This is a genomic window from Spirosoma sp. KNUC1025 (assembly GCF_045160025.1).
Lineage (GTDB): Bacteria > Bacteroidota > Bacteroidia > Cytophagales > Spirosomataceae > Spirosoma.
The window spans coordinates 5,973,546-5,991,974 of record NZ_CP087139.1 but is presented as its reverse complement, the minus strand read 5'-3'; the positions used below and the strand labels follow the sequence as shown (position 1 = coordinate 5,991,974).

The 18,429-nt window shown below is 50.0% G+C and carries 15 protein-coding genes and 1 pseudogene; 13 read left to right on the top strand and 3 right to left on the bottom strand.

All coding sequences use genetic code 11. The annotated features are described in order from the left end of the window. Window positions 1-13: 13 nt before the first annotated feature. The 5 genes from LN737_RS26200 (at window position 14) to LN737_RS26180 (ending at window position 3,428) form a co-directional block, all read left to right on the top strand. Window positions 14-283, top strand: a complete 270-nt coding sequence (locus tag LN737_RS26200) for a DUF983 domain-containing protein (protein ID WP_405513479.1) — start codon at window positions 14-16, stop codon at window positions 281-283. A 131-nt stretch (window positions 284-414) separates the two neighbouring features. Next, entirely contained in the window at window positions 415-1,320 is a 906-nt protein-coding gene (locus tag LN737_RS26195) for a carbon-nitrogen hydrolase family protein (protein WP_405513477.1), read from the top strand. 186 nt (window positions 1,321-1,506) lie between these two features. Further along, window positions 1,507-1,917: a hypothetical protein gene (locus LN737_RS26190; RefSeq protein WP_405513475.1), complete on the top strand. Its 411-nt coding sequence runs from the start codon at window positions 1,507-1,509 to the stop codon at window positions 1,915-1,917. Between the two features lie 30 nt (window positions 1,918-1,947). Next, window positions 1,948-2,424 (top strand): hypothetical protein, encoded by a 477-nt coding sequence (locus tag LN737_RS26185; protein WP_405513473.1) that lies wholly within the window; start codon window positions 1,948-1,950, stop codon window positions 2,422-2,424. Window positions 2,425-2,531: 107 nt separating this feature from the next. After that, window positions 2,532-3,428: a winged helix-turn-helix domain-containing protein gene (locus LN737_RS26180; protein ID WP_405513471.1), complete on the top strand. Its 897-nt coding sequence runs from the start codon at window positions 2,532-2,534 to the stop codon at window positions 3,426-3,428. On the opposite strand, the gene LN737_RS26175 is transcribed toward LN737_RS26180, so the two are convergent. Next, window positions 3,422-4,003 carry a c-type cytochrome gene (locus LN737_RS26175; RefSeq protein ID WP_405513469.1) on the bottom strand — a complete coding sequence of 194 codons (582 nt, stop codon included), beginning with the start codon at window positions 4,001-4,003 and terminating at the stop codon, window positions 3,422-3,424. The two genes, LN737_RS26180 and LN737_RS26175, sit on opposite strands and share 7 nt — an antisense overlap. A gap of 405 nt (window positions 4,004-4,408) precedes the next feature. Between LN737_RS26175 and LN737_RS26170 the strand changes: the two genes are divergently transcribed. From LN737_RS26170 to LN737_RS26150, 5 genes and pseudogenes are all read left to right on the top strand, one after another. Beyond that, window positions 4,409-5,734 carry a sugar porter family MFS transporter gene (locus LN737_RS26170; RefSeq protein WP_405520530.1) on the top strand — a complete coding sequence of 442 codons (1,326 nt, stop codon included), beginning with the start codon at window positions 4,409-4,411 and terminating at the stop codon, window positions 5,732-5,734. A gap of 135 nt (window positions 5,735-5,869) precedes the next feature. Next, window positions 5,870-6,762: pseudogene (locus tag LN737_RS26165) on the top strand (carbohydrate kinase family protein). Between the two features lie 56 nt (window positions 6,763-6,818). After that, window positions 6,819-9,974 (top strand): TonB-dependent receptor, encoded by a 3,156-nt coding sequence (locus LN737_RS26160; protein WP_405513467.1) that lies wholly within the window; start codon window positions 6,819-6,821, stop codon window positions 9,972-9,974. Window positions 9,975-9,992: 18 nt separating this feature from the next. Then, window positions 9,993-11,711, top strand: a complete 1,719-nt coding sequence (locus LN737_RS26155) for a RagB/SusD family nutrient uptake outer membrane protein (protein ID WP_405513465.1) — start codon at window positions 9,993-9,995, stop codon at window positions 11,709-11,711. A 139-nt stretch (window positions 11,712-11,850) separates the two neighbouring features. Next, the gene (locus LN737_RS26150; protein ID WP_405513463.1) at window positions 11,851-13,374 is read left to right on the top strand and encodes a glycoside hydrolase family 32 protein; all 1,524 of its coding nucleotides are present in this window, start codon (window positions 11,851-11,853) and stop codon (window positions 13,372-13,374) included. A gap of 108 nt (window positions 13,375-13,482) precedes the next feature. On the opposite strand, the gene LN737_RS26145 is transcribed toward LN737_RS26150, so the two are convergent. Next, a complete protein-coding gene (locus tag LN737_RS26145) occupies window positions 13,483-14,499 on the bottom strand; it encodes an AraC family transcriptional regulator (RefSeq protein ID WP_405513461.1) in 1,017 nt (338 codons plus the stop codon). Window positions 14,500-14,639: 140 nt separating this feature from the next. On the opposite strand from LN737_RS26145, the gene LN737_RS26140 reads away from it, so the two are divergent. The 3 genes from LN737_RS26140 to LN737_RS26130 all read left to right on the top strand — a co-directional run bounded on the left by LN737_RS26140 (window position 14,640) and on the right by LN737_RS26130 (window position 17,590). Beyond that, complete coding sequence (locus LN737_RS26140) at window positions 14,640-15,518, top strand: c-type cytochrome (RefSeq protein ID WP_405513459.1); 879 nt, start codon at window positions 14,640-14,642, stop codon at window positions 15,516-15,518. Window positions 15,519-15,561: 43 nt separating this feature from the next. Next, window positions 15,562-16,779, top strand: coding sequence for a nitrate/nitrite transporter (locus LN737_RS26135; RefSeq protein WP_405513457.1), 1,218 nt, complete (start codon window positions 15,562-15,564; stop codon window positions 16,777-16,779). 154 nt (window positions 16,780-16,933) lie between these two features. Then, window positions 16,934-17,590, top strand: a complete 657-nt coding sequence (locus LN737_RS26130) for a hypothetical protein (RefSeq protein ID WP_405513455.1) — start codon at window positions 16,934-16,936, stop codon at window positions 17,588-17,590. A gap of 88 nt (window positions 17,591-17,678) precedes the next feature. Here LN737_RS26130 and LN737_RS26125 read toward each other — a convergent pair whose 3' ends face one another. Beyond that, window positions 17,679-18,305: a hypothetical protein gene (locus LN737_RS26125; RefSeq protein WP_405513453.1), complete on the bottom strand. Its 627-nt coding sequence runs from the start codon at window positions 18,303-18,305 to the stop codon at window positions 17,679-17,681. Window positions 18,306-18,429: the final 124 nt, after the last annotated feature.

Genomic DNA, 18,429 nt, shown 5'->3' with positions numbered 1-18,429 from the left:
AGACTTTGACAAAATGCATGAGCATTGCCCCCATTGTGGCGAGAATTTTATGCCTGAACCCGGTTTCTACTGGGCATCGATGTTTGTCAGCTATGCGCTTTATACCATTTATATTCTGATCACGTTTTTCATTTTCGTGCAGGGGCTACAGATCGATCTGGACTATTACCTGATCGGGCTGGTGCCAACGCTCATTCTGCTGACTCCTTATTTCTTCCGTATGGCCCGCCGTACGTGGCTGACGCTGTTTATTGAGCCAAGGCCACAGGTGAAGAAAATATAAACCTGACCTGAAATTACCCGTGTAGCCGGTTGCCGTAGACATGACCTGTTTTAAGCAGGGTCGTACCTATGTCAATTGGCTATACTGCGAGCGTTACCTTTGGCCCTTCATTGATTTTAACAAATTACTCTATGCAGGTTAAAGTAGCGGTTGTTCAGGCTGCCTCTGTTTTTTTTGATCTTCAAAAAACGCTTGATAAGCTTGAATCGCTGGTCATTGAGTCGGCGCAGAAAGGGTGCCAGTTTGTGTTGTTTCCGGAATCGTTCATTCCCGGATATCCCCGAAAATTTACCTTCGGCGCGTCGGTTGGTTTACGGACCGACGCCGGACGCGAACTGTACAAAACGTACTGGCAAAATAGTTTACAACTGCCTAGCCCGGAATTGACCCAAATCGAACGGATTGCCCGTGAAAATAATGTCTTTCTCGTCGTTGGTGTCACCGAGCGCGATGCCTTGAACGGAAGTTTGTACTGCTCGCTAATCTACGTATCACCAACGCAAGGCTATCTGGGCAAGCACCAGAAAATCAAGCCGACGGGTGTCGAGCGTTTAATCTGGGCTGAGGGTACGGGTAAAGATTCGCTATGTGTATTCGACACCGAAATTGGTCGCATGGGTGGACTAATCTGCTGGGAAAATTACATGCCATTAGCTCGTATGGCAATTTATAAACAAGCGCCCCAATTCTATCTGGCTCCCACCGCCGACGCTCGCCCAACCTGGCCCGCTACGCTCCAGCACATTGCCTGCGAAGCCCGTTGCTACGTACTGGGCTGCAACCAGTTTTTCCTGCGGAGCGATTACTCCGAAGCGTATCAGGAATTTCTGGATGCAGACGACTTGGTTCTGTGCCGGGGTGGTAGCGCCATTGTATCACCACAGGGTGAGTTTGTAGCCGGGCCTCTCTGGGATGAGGAAGGGATACTGGTCGCTGATCTGGACCTGGACGAAGTGCTGAAAAATAAGCTCGATTTTGACGTAATCGGGCACTACACGCGCCCGGATTTATTTGATTTCAAGGTTACTACATTTTAATCGTATTTTGTGTAGCTCTCTCTGTGGTGGCAGGTTTGGGAACCTGCCACCACAGAGAGAGCTACACATTCGTTTACCGTCCGGATAAAGGTTTTACAATTCCTTTACAAGGTTTTACAGGTCTTTACTAGGCTTCGTATCGGGTCATGATAGATTTGCTATTGTATCAATCAACCAGCAATCATCATGAAAAACGTACGCTCTTTTGTTATCCTCTTTTTCGGCTGTGTCCTGTCGAATCTGTGTTTGGGACAGAAGCCATTCTCTGCCTGCTCGGCGGCTTTCCTGGGAAATAAAATGATTGTGAATGAATACACGACTAAAGGCAAATGCAGCGTAGCGGCCACGGCTACTGGCAAGCTTACTGTTAATACTGTCGAACTGTCGCCCACAAAAAGTAAAGCTGTTGATCCAGTCGCTTTTAAGGTGGCCATTCGGGATAAGGATACCCATACCCTGACGATGTATTCGAACAAAGATGTGAAGCAGGTAAACGTTCAGAACGTACTGGCCAAATGCCGCAAAGGCGATTACATTGTGCTACTTACGACGAATAATCAGTACGCGTTGCCGCATAATGAAATTCTGGTCCGTTAATTCATTCGTTCTGTTTATCTTTCATTTCCCATGAACAAGCACATATTCATTCTACCGGTTGCTGCCTTCGTAGCACTTTTGGCTCCTCAGATCGATCCAGCTAACGTAGTGCAGGTAGCGAAGATACATCAACAGAACGAAGCGGATGAGCAGCCGCTTTTTCTTTCTAATCCGTTGACTTTGAACGGTAAAACGCTCGATCATGCTACGTTCTCGATTATTAGTCAGGGCAAACTGGCCGTAGTAGCCGGTAATCCTGAAACGGAAGAAGCCACTAAAATCCCATTCCGAATCTATATCAGACGGGGAAGTACGGTTCTTCAGGAAGGTGCTTCCGGAGAGGTATATGACGTTGACATTGCTTCCGTGCTGGCCTTTGCTCAACTCGGAGATGAACTGGTGATTGATCCCGTGCGGGAAACCGATGAGCCAGCCCGGCGCGTTCTGAAGGTGAAAGTGCTCAACCTCAACTGGCTTTTCCGTAACTGGGTTTCGCCAGGATGCTAATTATTTGGTAGATTTAAATTCTTGGGGTGGTGGATGACCATCTGCCTGCCCCAGGAATCAGTTAAAGCTCATTCTGACTGATTTAATCAGAGTAAACGAAAAGAAGTATGGGCAAATCAGCAGGGATATTTGGAATTACAGCCCTTGTGTTGACGGCATTGCTATTTACGCAGTCTGCCTGGTTAACGCCCACTCAGGCTACGGATGAAAAGGCATTTTTTGCGAAAAAAGTAAACCTGGCCCTCCGTCGAACCGCGCACCATTTGCTACGTAAAGCCGGCGATGATACGTCCCGAATCCGTCCTGTCAGGCAAGTGGATGCTCATACGTTCGCTGTGCAAATGGAGCGCTCATTTGATTACAGCCAATTGCCTGCCTTACTTCAGGAGTCGTTACGTTTACACAAAATCACTACGAACTACGATGTTGCCGTGCTGGACTGCGCTCGTGGTGAATTGCTGCTGGGATACAATTTGCGGGACTTCACAGAAAAAAACGAAGTGCCCTGCGGTGGTCGTAAACAGGCAGAGGGTTGTTATAATTTACAGGTGACCTTCACTCCGACCGAACGAGAGCCGCAACTATCGACAATAAACTGGGTGCTGATTTTTGGCCTTTTACTGACTGGAGTCGGGTACATTGTCGGCAGAAAATTGGTAGTACAAAACAAGCCATCTTCTACGAACGGAGTGGAACAAAAAGAATCCAGGCTGATTCCATTCGGACAATCGAGCCTGGATATGTCTACGCAAACCTTACAGTCGGGTTCCAGTCGCCATAGCCTGACTTACCGGGAAGCCAAGCTGCTTCGGTTTTTAGCTGGCCATCCGAACCAGGTAATTGAACGGGACCTTATCCTCAAATCCGTTTGGGAAGACGAGGGCATCATTGTGGGCCGGAGCGTCGACGTGTTTGTGTCGCGCCTGCGTAAATTGCTTCAGGATGACCCAACTATTCGGATCGTAGCCGTACATGGCGTAGGCTATCGACTGGAGATTCAATGACTGGGTGGCATAGGCGCCGGTACCACATTGGCAACGGGCTTTGTTGATTTCAGATAAGCGAAAATAGCCTTTACGTCCTCATCCTTTATGGTACGGTAATTTGTCCAGGGCATCGGTGGCAACAGCATCCGGTTGCTGGCCAGCCCTTTCGATTTCCCCTGTTTCAGCGCCATTTTAAACTGCTCTTCCGACCAGTTACCAATACCCGTTGCGTCGGAGGTGAGATTGGCGGCAAACGAGACGCCCCACGGACCGACGGCGGCCGTATTGTCGCCATTGAACAACACCCAATCTTTTTGTGCGGCCGGATTAAGGGCCGGTAAAGGCCGTCCAGCGGGGTAGCCTGATAATACTTTATCCGGAACCACTTGAGGGCCATTTGGCCCCATCGTTTTGGGCGAGTGGCAGTCGTTGCAGCCCATAATACCCACTAGGTATTCGCCTTGTTTGATTAAAGCCTGATTCTGTTTGACATTAATTTTCTTTGTTGGGGGTGTGGATGGCGGAGCCGAGAATCCAGCCAGGAATAGGGTACAGCTTAACGTAGCGAATGCAATAAATGATTGAGTTTTCATGAGGTAGATTTAGGTGTAAAGTGCTACTAAAAGTAGGTTGTTTTGTTCCTCTACTTGTCTGTAAATAAAGGAATTATGCCAGAGGTGGCGAAGTGATTATACGGCGGGTTACGAGCTGCTATCGCAAGCGGCCTGTGCGGCCATTGGATTTTGGTAAGCTGGTAAGCTCCGAGCGGTTGATAAAAGCGTGATTTCCATCAGACGTGATGAAACAAAATCAAAAATGAACGTAACATTTTCTAACTATAGATCAAATGCTTTTCGGGTAAAGTGCTGATTTCTAGCGATATAAACAATGTGCTTTATTTGAAACTATTTGAACAAATACCAATAACCCACGCAATCGGTATGCTGTAAGTTTGACTCATGAATCGCACTAAACCCGATTCATATTGGCAACCTATGATGAGTCAGAAACAGCGTATTTTCTTTTGGTCCATTACGGCCGCTCTGGGTGGTTTTCTCTTTGGCTTCGATACCGCCGTCATTTCTGGTGTAGAGCAATCCCTTCAATCGTTATGGCAGCTGAATGTGTGGGAGCACGGCCTGACGGTTTCCATTGCGCTCATTGGCACAGTGCTTGGTTCGATGTCGGGAGGAATTCCGGCGGAGCGGTTGGGCCGAAAGAAAACGCTGTTCTGGATTGCCATTCTTTATTTAGCTGCGTCCATCGGAACGGCAATAGCGCCTAACTGGGGTATCTTCCTGATCTTCCGGTTTTTGGGCGGGTTAGGCGTAGGCGCATCCTCAGTAGCAGCCCCCATGTACATTACCGAAATTTCGCCTGCCAAATCGCGTGGAAAACTGGTCGGCCTGTTTCAGTTCAATGTCGTGTTCGGGATTTTGATTGCCTATCTGTCGAATTTCCTGCTGGCGGATGTTGGAGCGGAACCCTGGCGGTGGATGCTGGGTGTACAGGCGATCCCTTCGCTGATTTTCCTGATTGCAGTTCTGAATATTCCCGAAAGCCCACGCTGGCTGCTGCTCAAAAAAGGGAAGGTTGCCGAAGCTCGCGACGTACTCGACATGATCGATCCAGAAACGGCCGAGCGAACATTGGTGGCTATTCAGGAGAGTAACCACCATACAAAAGCATCGACTCAGTTGTTTACCGCAACGCACAAAACGCCGATTATGCTGGCCGTACTGTTTGCCGTGTTTAACCAGGTGTCGGGCATCAACGCCATCATTTATTATGCCCCCCGCATTTTCGAAATGACTGGCCTGGGCAAAAGCTCGTCGCTGCTTTCGTCGGCGGGTATTGGCTTGATCAACCTCGTCTTTACGCTGATTTCGATGAACCTGATTGATCGCTACGGCCGTCGGACGCTCATGAAAATTGGCTCTGTGGGACTGATCGTTACGTTGGCGCTGGTAGCCCGGGCTTTCTACGTGCAGGATTTCAACGGCATGACCGTACCGTTTCTGCTATTTGGCTACATCGCTTTTTTCGGTTTCTCGCAGGGAGCCGTTATCTGGGTCTTCATTTCCGAAATTTTTCCGAATGAAGTGCGGGCCAGCGGACAGGCGCTTGGCAGCTTTACCCACTGGCTCATGGCAGCCATCATTACGTTTACCTTTCCGTATCTGGCCGAGCACTTCGGCGGAGGCAATACCTTCCTCTTTTTTACGATCATGATGGTACTGCAACTGTTGTTTGTGCTGCGGCTAATGCCCGAAACCAAAGGCACAAGTCTGGAGCAGATCGAACGTACTGTATTTGCTCATTAGTCATTGGTCACTGGGGAATGAATAACGTAACCAATGACTCTATGACCAATGACAGCGCAGCGAAATGACCAATGCCTAATGACGCGAAGCCAATGACAGCGCAGCGCAATAACTACTGACAAATTTTTACTCCTCATGACACCAACTATCACCTGTTTCGGCGAAATACTCTGGGACGTACTGCCAACCAGCAAACAACCCGGTGGCGCCCCTATGAACGTAGCGGCTGACCTGCGCAATTTTGGGGTGAATGCCCAGATGATCAGCCGCGTCGGGAGCGACGATCTGGGCCGCGAATTACTCCAGTTTCTGGAGCAAAAAGGCTTACCGCTCGATCTGGTTCAGATCGGACAGACGCATCTGACGGGCGTAGCCAAAGCCAACATCTCAGATACCAATGAGGTAACCTACAAGATCGTGCAGCCCGTTGCCTGGGATTACATCCACCTGGAGCCAAATCTGATCGACGCTGTGCAGAAAAGTGACCTGTTTGTATATGGTAGTCTGGCCGCACGCAGCCCGCTCACACACGAAACCCTGCTGGCTCTGCTGGCTGTTGCCCCCGTAAAGTATTTGACGTAAACCTTCGGGCTCCTCATTACGAACGCGAGACGGTCGAGCAACTGCTGCACCAGGCCGACATTGCCAAGCTCAACGAGCATGAACTGGTCGAACTATCGGGCTGGTACGGATACGAAACGGATCTGACACAGGCTATGCAGCAGCTCCGCGAACGCTATAACCTGGAAACGCTATGCGTAACGCTGGGTGAAAAAGGGGCGGCTCTGCTGGACAACAGCGGTTTCGTACAACAGGATGGCTTCCCGGTCGAAGTGGAAGATACCATTGGCAGTGGTGATGCGTTTCTGGCCGCTTTCCTTTACAAAACCCTACAGAACGAAACCCCGCAAAAGACTCTGGAATTTGCTTGTGCTACCGGGGCTTACGTAGCTACACAACGGGGGGCTACCCCCGCCTTTACGCAGGAGACAATCGTCAGCAAAATCCTGCGGACCGAAGTGCTTTAATTGCCCGATTACCTCTCTTTTCAACCTATGTAAACTCTTAAATCTACTAAATGCGTATGAAAAATTACCTGCTTACTCTGGCTGGTCTGCTGCTTACGATGCAGTTGGCGCTGGCGCAGCAACGTACGATTACTGGGGGCGTTTTTGATGCGAAAACGAAGGACGCACTTCCGGGAGCCAGCATCATCGTTCCGGGAACGACGACCGGTACCGTAGTCGATGCCGCAGGAAAGTTCTCCCTATCAGTGCCCCAGAATGCCACAGCCGTTACGGTGTCGTTTATTGGCTATGCCACCCAGGAAGTTTCGATTGCGAATACGAATACCATCACTGTTTTGCTGGCCGAAGGCGGTCAGTTGGCCGAGGTGGTGGTGCTGGGTTATACGACCGCCCGCAAACAGGATTTGACCGGCGCGGTAGCCGTTGTGGACGTAGCAACAACCAAAAATACCAGTTCGGGGAATCCCATGCAGGCCCTACAGGGGCGGGTACCGGGTCTGTACATCGAAAAATCAGGTACACCTTCGGGGGAGGCCAGCCGGATTCTGATTCGCGGAGCCAATACGTTAGGCAACAACGATCCATTATACATTATTGACGGTATGCCAACCAAGCGGTCGCAGGTATTTCAGAGCCTCAACCCAACGGCTATTCAGTCGATTCAGGTGCTGAAAGATGCGTCGTCGGCGTCCATTTACGGGTCGCGGGCCTCCAACGGCGTCATTATCGTTACGACCAAAAATGGCGCGAATACCAACGGCAAACTGAATGTTCAGTTCAATACCAGTATTTCGGCTCAATCGGAAAAGCCCGAACGGTTCAAAATGCTGAACGCCGTGGATCGGGGGCGGGCGCTCTGGCAGGCATCGGTGAATGATGGGGCTGATCCGGCTTCGGCTTATGGCGAAATATATGCGTTCGATTGGAACAAAGATTTTAAAAACCCGAAACTGAACAACGTAACGGTTCAGCCTTACGTAGGGGGCAATCAGAACGTACCGGCTGGCGATACAGACTGGCAGAAAGAGCTTTATAAGACGGGCTACGTAACCAACAACGATCTGACTATTTCGGGCGGTACGAAAGAATCTTCGCTGCTAATCAACCTGAGCTATCTCAATAACTCCGGTATGGTGCAATTTACAGATTACCGTCGACTCACGGGCCGCATCAATGCCATGACCAGCCTTTACGATGGGCGGTTTAAATTCGGGGCTAATGTGCAAATGACCACCTCCCGCGAAACGCCGGTAACCACCGATCTTGGCGGAGCACCAACGCCTGGGCTAGCGGTTACGCTGGCACCGACCATCCCGCTCTATACCAAAACGGGCGACTATGCCGGGCCTATCGGATCGGGCTACTCGGATCGGAACAACCCGGTGTTTATGCAGTACATCAACCGCTGGGACAAAATCAATCGGTCATTCGTGTTCGGCAATATTTTCACCGAGATCGAGCCCATTCCGGGCCTGGTATTCCGGTCGTCGCTGGGGATGGACAATGCTGGTTATTCCAACAAAAATATTGAGCAGTCGTTCCAGAATGGGTTCATCGCCCGCTCGCTCAACAGCCTGACGCTGAATACCAACAAGTTTCTGAGCCTGACCTGGACAAACACGTTACGGTATAACTTCGATTTGGGGGCGCACCGATTTAACGTATTGGCCGGTGTCGAAGCGATTCGCGATAATCTGGACGACGTAACGTCGTACCGGGAAAATTTCGCCGTACAAACCGAAGAATTTTTTGTGCTAAGCGCGGCTTCGGGTAATGCCAGCAGCACAGGTACATCGACGGGGAGCCGACTGATGTCGCAGTTTGCCCGGATTGATTACGGATTTGGGGATCGGTATCTGGCTGCCCTGACGTTACGTCGGGATGGTTCATCACGCTTTGGTACTGATAACCGGTACGGCTTCTTCCCGGCGGCTTCGGTTGGCTGGCGGATCGATAAGGAAGCCTTCATGCAGGGTGTGAAAGGCATCAGCAACCTTAAACTTCGGGCGGGTGTTGGCCGGATTGGTAATCAGGATATTGGCGATCTGGCCCGTTTTGGTCTTTTCGAACCCCGCTACGGTACGTTGGCGTCGCAGGTACCCAACGGTCATAACGGCTTTTTCGATCAGTACTGGAACGTAGGAACGGCTTATGATCTGAATGGCTCTAACAGCGGTACGTTGCCTTCGGGCTTTGTGCAGACGCAGGGCGAGAATGCAGCCCTTAGATGGGAAACGACCGATGAGCTCAACGTCGGGGTCGATTTCGGATTTCTAAACGGCAGTCTGGTCGGATCGTTCGATTATTTCACCCGCGAAACCAAAGATATCCTGATCAAGCCGCCAGTTGCCGCAGCGGTGGGCGAAGGTCAGCTGAAATTCGTGAACGGAGCTACCAAAACCAACAAAGGCTTTGAACTGCTTCTGACGTATTTCGGTAAGCCCAAAGGCGATTTTACGTACAACATATCGGCGAACTTTGCCCGCTTCCGGGACAAGATAACGGTGCTTCCCGAAGAAGTGCGGTCGGCCTTTGCGGGCAATGCCGTAACGACGATTCTGGGCCATTCGCAGTTCGATTTGTTCGGCTATCGGACAGACGGCCTTTTCCAGAGTCAGGAAGACGTAACGAAACATGCTTCACAGGTGGGTGCCGCGCCGGGCCGGATTCGGTACAAGGATTTGAATGGCGATGGCAAAATCGACGCCTTGGATCAGGAGTTTTTCGGCACTACACTACCGGGTCTTGAATACGGTGCCCGTCTTGAATTTGGCTATAAGCATTTCGATTTATCCATCTTCGGTTCTGGCGTAGCCGCTCGGACGGGCTTTGATCCGTATACATTCTATAACAACTTCATTCGTGGTCGCGACAACGTAGGGCCGGGCGTATTTGATGCCTGGACACCGCAGAATACGGCATCCCGCATTCCGGCGCTTACGCTGGCGGATGGAAATAACGAAACGCGTTCGTCGGATTATTTCAACGTAAACACGTCTTACTTCAAGATTCGGAACATTCAGCTAGGTTATACGTTCCCGCGGGAGCTTATGGGCAAACTGGGTCTGTCGAGCCTTCGGTTGTATGGCATGGCCGAGAACGTAATCTGGTTCAAGAGCAAAAGCTTCCTGGGCCCTGATCCTGAGCGGGTCGACGTCAATACGGTTCCGGTGCCCCGCACGTTCACGCTCGGTTTAAATGTTTCCTTCTAACCCCAAGACTTTACGATCATGAAAAATAAATTTCTGTTATCCCTACTTCTTGTGGCAGGTGGAAGCCTTTTTTCATCCTGCAAGGAGTTTCTGGACTACCAGCCTCAGGGAACGCTTTCTTCGGATAATGTCAAGAGTGCCGACAACGCTGATGCGCTCGTAACGGCCGCGTATGCGTCGCTGGGTAACGGCGAGATGATTGGTCCGATTGCCAGCATGTGGGTGTACGGCAGCGTTCGGTCCGACGATGCGTACAAAGGTGGGGGCGGAGTTGCCGATCTGGAAGACATCAATTTCTACGAACAGCACAACCTGACCCAGCCGCAGCAGGGGGGAGGCTTTTACCACCCGTATACCTGGGAAAACTACTACAAAGCCATCTCCCGCGCCAACGTAGCGTTACGGTCGATCAATGCGCTGACGGATGCGAATTTTCCGCTGAAGAAAACCCGCACGGCTGAACTCCGTTTTCTGCGCGGACATGCCCATTTCATGCTGAAGATGCTCTTCAAATACGTACCCTATGTTGATGAAACCCTGTCGAACGATCAGATTCTGACAAAATCGAACCGCGAGTTTACAAACGATCAGCTGTGGGACAAAATTGGCGAAGATTTTCAGTATGCCGTTGATAACCTTCCCGTTAGCCAAACCCAGGTCGGGCGGGCCAACAAATTGTCGGCAGCTGCGTATCTGGCCAAACTGCGGCTTTATCAGGCCTATGAGCAGGATGAGAGCAACAAGGTCACTAATATCAACAAGGCCAAATTGCAGGAGGTAGTCAAGCTGACCGAGATGGTTATCAGTTCAGGGAAGTACAACCTGCAGCCTGATTTTGCTGAGAATTTCCTGCCTGAATTTGACAATGGCGTTGAATCGGTGTTTGCGGTTCAGTACTCAATCAATGACGGAACTACCCTGGGTCGGCTCAATTTTGAAGATGGGCTGAATTATCCGCACGGCGCTCCGCAGTACGGTTGCTGTGGCTTTCATCAACCCAGCCAGAACCTGGCCAATGCGTTCGGTACAGATGCCAACGGGCTGCCCAAATTTGATACGTTCAACGACGGCATTATTGATTTTAAAACGGCAACGGTAGACCCCCGCGTCGATCATACAATTGGGATTGACGGGCATCCGTATAAGTACAATGCTGCGTCGCCATTTAGCAACAGCTGGGTACGTGATCCGGGTGTTTATGGCTTCTTTCAGGCCATGAAATCACAGCAACTGGCTACCAGTTCATCGTACAAGAAGCAAGGACCGTTTATGGGCGTTTCAAAAAACATCGACATCATTCGGTATGCCGACGTACTGCTCTTTCAGGCCGAAGCGTATATCGAGCTGGGGCAGCAGGCACTGGCGTTACCACTTATTAATAAAATTCGGGCCAGAGCCGCTGCCAGCACCGGACGTACCAAAAAAGCCGACGGTACCGATCCATCCAACTATCTGATTAAGCCCTATGATGCGGCCAATTGGACGCAGGCGTATGCCCGGAAAGCCTTACAGTTTGAACGACGTCTGGAATTTGCTACCGAAAGCCCCCGTTTCTTCGATCTGGTTCGCTGGGGTATTGCCGCCGAAACCCTGAATGCGTATCTGACAAAAGAGAAAACCCGACGGTCGCATTTGAGTGGAGCTAAGTTCACGGCCGGCCGCGATGAATACCTGCCGATTCCACAGCGGGAAATCAATTTTACGAAAGGGCTTTACAAGCAGAATGTAGGCTTCTAACGAATGCATCCTCAATCACAATAAAATCTAATCCTGTTTATCTACATTTTAGGTTGGTAATCCAGTTTAGCGTGGGGAGCGGCTATCAGTAAGACGACTCCCCACCTTATCTTTCTCCATGTTAACCCTTCTCCGCCTTATGCGAAATTCTCTTGCAACGCTTGCCCTTGTGGCTCTTTTAGGGCATTATTCAGCGGGTCAATCCACCCAAGCCGATATGAAGTCGGAACAGTACCGGCCTCAGTTTCACTTTTCGCCGAAAGCTCACTGGATCAATGACCCGAATGGTATGGTCTATTACAAAGGGACGTATCATTTGTTTTATCAGTACTATCCGGAGGCCAGCGTATGGGGCCCAATGCACTGGGGACACACAACCAGTAAGGATATGGTACATTGGCAGGAGCAGCCTATTGCCTTGTATCCGGATAGCCTTGGCTATATTTTTTCAGGGAGTGCGGTGGTCGATGCTAACAACACCAGCGGTTTTGGCAAGAATGGCCAGGTACCACTGGTTGCCATTTTTACCCATCATAACCCCAAACTAGAAAAAGAAAAACCGGAACAGGTGCAGTCGCAAAGCCTGGCCTATAGCCTCGATGAGGGCAAAACGTGGACCAAGTACGCCGGTAACCCCGTGCTACCCAATCCGGGAATAACCGACTTTCGCGACCCGAAGGTACGTTGGTACGAACCCCAGAAAAAGTGGATTATGACTCTGGCGACGAAAGACCGCGTTACGTTCTACTCGTCACCTAACCTGAAAGCATGGTCGAAAGAAAGTGATTTCGGGAGCGATGCTGGTGCTCACGGGGGCGTTTGGGAGTGCCCGGACTTATTTCCGCTTAAGCACAACGGTAAGGATGTGTGGGTGCTGATTGTGAACATCAACCCCGGTGGACCCAACAGCGGCTTGGCGGCTCAGTATTTTCTGGGTGATTTTGATGGAAAGCATTTCAACGCCTACGCCAAAAAAACCAAATGGATGGATTATGGTCCGGATAATTATGCAGGCGTTACGTTCTCAAACACCGGGAACCGAACCATTCTGATGGGGTGGATGAATAACTGGCAATACGCCAATAAAGTCCCTACACCCAGCTGGCGTGGTGCCACTACAGTTCCCCGAGAACTTGGCCTTAAAGACGTCAACAAGGAACTGTATCTAACATCGAGCCCCGTGAAAGAACTTGATGCGCTTGCTGGCAAAACGACTTCGTTGTCTAATCTGACCGTAAAAGGCAGCTCTGATCTGACAGCAAAAACCGGCGGTAAATACAATACGTTCAAGCTTGAACTGTCGGCTCCGGCCACGAATGATTTTTCGATTGTTCTCGCCAATGAACAGGGAAATGAGTTGACCATTGGCTACGACAAAGCCGCCAATAGCTACTTTATTGATCGGACTAAATCGGGAAAAACGGATTTTGAGAAAGGGTTTGGTAAACGTAGCACGGCGCCTAGATTATCGACCGACAAGACAATATCACTTACATTGCTGGTTGACGTAGCTTCTGCTGAACTATTCGCTGATGACGGGCTCTCCATCATGACGGCCGTTTTCTTTCCCGACAAAGAGTTTTCCAAATTGTCGATCAAATCAGCTACGGGGATTTCCCTCAACAAGCTGGCATTTACGAAGTTGTCATCGTCAGTGCAGTAAATAAGTTAGCGTTAAAGTCTGCTTTGTTTGGCGTGGTGTCGGACGGTCGGCCGCAGCCGTTCTCAAAACCGACACCACGTACCCTACAAAAAACCTCCGCTAGAATCGCTAGGCAGCCTTTAATCCGGGTTTTTTGCCCTGCTGATATTGAGAAGGGGTAAGGCCCGTATACTTTTTGAAAGCAATCGAAAAATGCTGCGCATGTTCATAGCCAAGAGCATCTGCTACGTCGTCAACCGACATACTACTGTCTCTGAGTAGTCGACCAGCGTATTCCATGCGCAGTTGGCGGACGTAACTAAATACCGTCGTTCCGAAAACCTGTTTAAAACCTTTCTTAACCTTAAACTCATTGAGCACACAAAACCGACTCAACTGTGTCAGCGTTAAGTCTGCCAGAAAATTAGTGTCCAGATAGGTTTTGAGCCAGAAAATCTTTTCAGTCTCGTCCGGCCGTAGGCTTTCATTGGCTACAGACGGAGCGCTGAACTGTTCGATTTCCAGGGCGATCAATTCCAGTACTCTCGATTGTATCAGCAGGTTTCGCATGGGTCCACGGGCTTTGCAGGTCCGAATATCGTTGAGCAGGTGAAGCATTTGCGGAGTAATGGCCTGTGTTCCCGTAATTCCTGAAAACGGACGTTGATGGTGCAAATCATGCAGGACGCGCTCACTCCAACGATAGTTCGGGCCAATAATCGACGCGAAAAAATGCTTGTCCAGGCTGATAAGCAGCATCTCCATTAACTGGTTTCCCTTTATCAGATTGGTATGACCCAGATCGGGCGTATAAATCAGGTTATGCCGCTTGGGACGCATATCGAGGTCATGGCTGAGTCCATTGAACTGGGAATACAGATGCCCATCGAGCTGAAAATTGATGTGGATATTGTCGGAGGGGGTCGAATCCAGAACCTCTACGTCGTTGGCTATATCCCAGCGCATGTCCATTACGTGCATATGCGGTAAGGCTGTGCTATTGAATTTGAAAAATCCGACGTTCGGGTGGCGGTAATGCGTAAAGGTATCAACGGGAGCGCCGGGCGTGGGCTGTACCAGCAGATGAGGATGCGGAATCTCCTCAAAATCAATCAAATCGTATGAATGTAGTACGGCGGTTGCCATAGTCCGTTTCGCGTAGGTTTTTATCCGTTTTGCGTAGGTGTTGCCTGCGCCCGGGTGTGGAAATTTGCACAAAAATAAAGGCCGGGCCGCGGGAGCTGTCTACCGGTCAGTAAGTCGCCACATCAAAACAATTGGAAATCATGCTACGAAAAATTGCGAAATGGACAGGCATCGTTCTAGGGTCATTGCTACTGCTGGGCTTTGCCGGATACTGGTTGATTGCCCGAAATATTACTCAGCGTACAGAGCGAACGTATGAATTTGCCGCTGAGAATCTGACAATCCCGACCGATAGTGTCACGGTTAACCGGGGTGAGCATCTGGCCGTAATCAAAGGCTGTACCGATTGCCATGGTACGAATCTGGCCGGTAAAATCATGATCGACGATGAAGGACTTGGGCGACTCGTTGCGGCTAATCTGACGAAAGGAAAAGGGGGGCTGCCCGCCGATTATGTTACGACTGATTGGGTACGGGCGCTACGTCATGGAGTTGACCGGGCGGGGCATCCGCTTCTGTTTATGCCCTCGCACGAAACGACCATGTTATCGGAGCAGGATATGGCCGCTATTATTGCCTACTGCCAGCAGATACCTGCGGTTGACAACGAACTGCCTGCTCATAAACTTGGACCTGTGGTAAACCTTATGACGTACCTCGATAAAATGACGCTGCTATCGGTTGAAAAAATTGATCATGATCGCAAAATGGTTGCCAAGGTGGATTCAACGGAAGGTATTGCCCTTGGTAAATACCTCGCTGTTTCGTGTAGCGGCTGCCATAAGCCTGATTTTAAAGGTGGCGATCCGGTGGCGCCTGGTTTTCCACCCGTGCCAAATCTGACCAGTACGGGCAATGTCGGAAAATGGACGCAGGCTCAGTTCATCGCTACGCTACGTACCGGCAAAACCCCCAGTGGCCATCAGATTGATAATGAGAACATGCCCTGGAAAATGACCGCACAATATGAGCAGAAAGAGCTGGCTTCGCTTTACCAGTATTTTCGCTCCATTAAATAAAACGGTCTGCCTTCCTGATGGCCCGTGATGGCTATCTTTGGGAATGTTCGTTTCCTCAAATCGTACGGTTCAGTTATTGGTTGTTGTATTTGCTCAATTTGCGGGTACGTCGCTCTGGTTCGCCGGTAATGCTATCCTGCCCGCACTTCAGCCAATCCTGAAAGCGCCGGAACTGACTGGCTGGATTACGTCGTCCGTTCAGTTGGGGTTTATTTCGGGTACGTTGCTTTACGCACTTCTTGCCATCCCCGACCGGTTTCGCTCGACCTATGTGTTTCAGGGCTCAATTGTTCTGGCGGCTATCGTCAATGCCGGGTGGTTGTTTCTTCCGCTGAAAGCAGAAACGGTTTTAGTCAGCCGCTTCCTGACGGGTTTCTTCCTGGCGGGTGTTTATCCGGTCGGAATGAAGATTGCCGCCGATCAGTTTAAAGCCAAATTAGGGCAGGCCATGGGCTTTCTGGTTGGGGCTCTGGTACTGGGAACGGCTTTCCCACACCTGATACGTGGTTTGGGTGGAGACCTGCCTTATCGAACCCTGCTGATATCGGTTAGTTGGCTGGCCATTTGTGGCGGTGTTGTCCTGACGCTTGTAGTGCCCGCAAAACCTGTGCAGCCCGGTTCTGCTTTTTTTCGCTTTGGCGCACTGCTGTCGCTGGGCAGGCCCTCGTCCTTCCGACCTGCCATGCTTGGGTATTTTGGGCATATGTGGGAGCTGTACACCTTCTGGGCATTCCTGCCTGCTTTGATCAGTTTTTATAAACAGCAACATCCTGAGGTCGAGCTAACGAGTTCCCTCTGGGCTTTTGGCGCTATTGCTGCGGGCGCGGTGGGCTGCATAGGTGGTGGCTACTGGGCGATGCGAATTGGCAGTGCGCGGGTTGCCCGGTATTTGCTCCTTACGTCTGGGTTGTGCATCATGCTGATACCGTTACTGATAGATGCACCTCCTATACTGTTTGGTTTGTTTCTGCTTGTCTGGGGAGCCGCTGCGGCTGGCGATTCTCCTCAATTTTCAACCCTCGTTGCCAGTCGCACGGCGGTCAATAATCGGGGAAGCATACTAACGTTCGTGACCTGTTTTGGCTTTTTTCTTACGGTGGTATCGATCCAGTTGATGAACGGGCTGGTGCTCTACTTGGGTATCTCTGGCTGGTTGTTTTACGTACTGATTCCGGGACCTGTACTGGGGCTGTTGGGAATGCGGCAGATGATTCAGTCTGACCGATTGCGGCTCGATCAGTATCTCGAAAAAAATAATTAAAATTCAGCCGGATTTAGTCACTACGACCGTGTTCAAACACTACAGTTGATGTGCGTTTTTGGCTAATTCAACCACTAACTTTACCGCTTTATAAATATCTGATAGTGCCTTTTTGTAATTAAACTGACCTTTACCGTAGCAAACAGAAATGATCATGAAAACACTCTTAGCTTTTTTCCTATTAACAGCCGTTACAACCACCTTTGGTCAGATAGCCAACGAGAACACGTTTAGTGCAAAAGTTGACGGTAAGGACTATACGACACAGCCTCGTCGGGTCCGGATTGGCCGATACTGGTTTGTTACGGCCAATGCTATCAAACCTGATAAATCAGTACGTATCTGGCTGGCAAGTTATGATAATAAAGACACTGTAGAGCCGGGAACGTATCTGATTGTGGATGCCGATAAGCCCGATACCAGAGAAAACTGGAAACGACTTCAGGATTTAGGAACTTACAAAGGGCTGGCCGCGGTCAAGTACGTTGAAGAAACGAAAGAGCCTCGTATGGAGTATCATGTGGGCATGTCGCAGAATAACAACGAAACCATCACCGTGACAAAAGCGGCCGACGGAGCGCTGGAAGCTACGTTTAATTCAACCCTGGCCGGAACCTACTGGAAAGAAAAAGGAACCGCTACGGTATTCGGCGGTGTTGGTCGCCTGATGTCGAAAATGGAAGACAAAGTCATTACCAAAACTACCGGCTACGACTCAGATATCGACCCGGAAGGCAATGGCTACAAAAAACAGGATAAAACCGATACCGTCGTTATAAAAGACGCTAAGTTTAAGCTGAAAATGAATTGATTACCGGATCGTACTGGTAAAGATTCTGTGGATTCTACTGGTTCCGGCGGCCGCTCGATTAACCAGTAGAATCCACAGAATTTATTTTTTAACTAGCCTGTACGGCGGTCCGCATGGCCAGCCGATGATACGCCATCTGTTTAATCAGAAAAAGAATACCCAGTTGCGCAATTTGTGTCCGATACGATTTGTACATCGCCACAAAATGCGAATACGTATGCAACCGAGCCGCTGCAAATGGGGAAATGCTTAAAAACGAAATAACGTCGTGGCTGTTGATTTTTGACCAGTCTTCCGGGCGAAGATGCGGTTCATCGACTTCATAAGCCACTCGTTTATCATCCTTATTGACAGTCAGGTAATGACCATAGGCAGCAATTAAAAACGCCAGTCGATGTACATCTCCATTTTTAGCCAGTTGTTCGCGTAACGTAGGCAGAACGAAGGCTGGTAATTTTGATGCACCATCGAAGCAGAGCCGCGCCAGCGGGTCGCTTACGTCTGGATTGGCAAAGTGGCTCAGCAGCTTGCTCTTGTAATCGTCCAAATCTATGTCGACCGGTGCGAAAACATCCTGATCGATAAAAGCACTTATATAGTCGCTGAACAAGTGGTCATTCATGGCTTCATTAACAGTTCTGTAACCTGCCAGAAAGGCCGGATAAGCCAGCATAGTATGTGACGCGTTCAATACGTCCTGACTATAAGTTTGCATAATGAATGAGGTTTAAATTGATGAGTATAGGTTGTATTCACAAAGCGGAACAGCAGTGCGTTTACCAAAATGCTACTCTGCCCCCGCGATCCCCTGAGACTCTGTATACGGTTTAATAGTCACT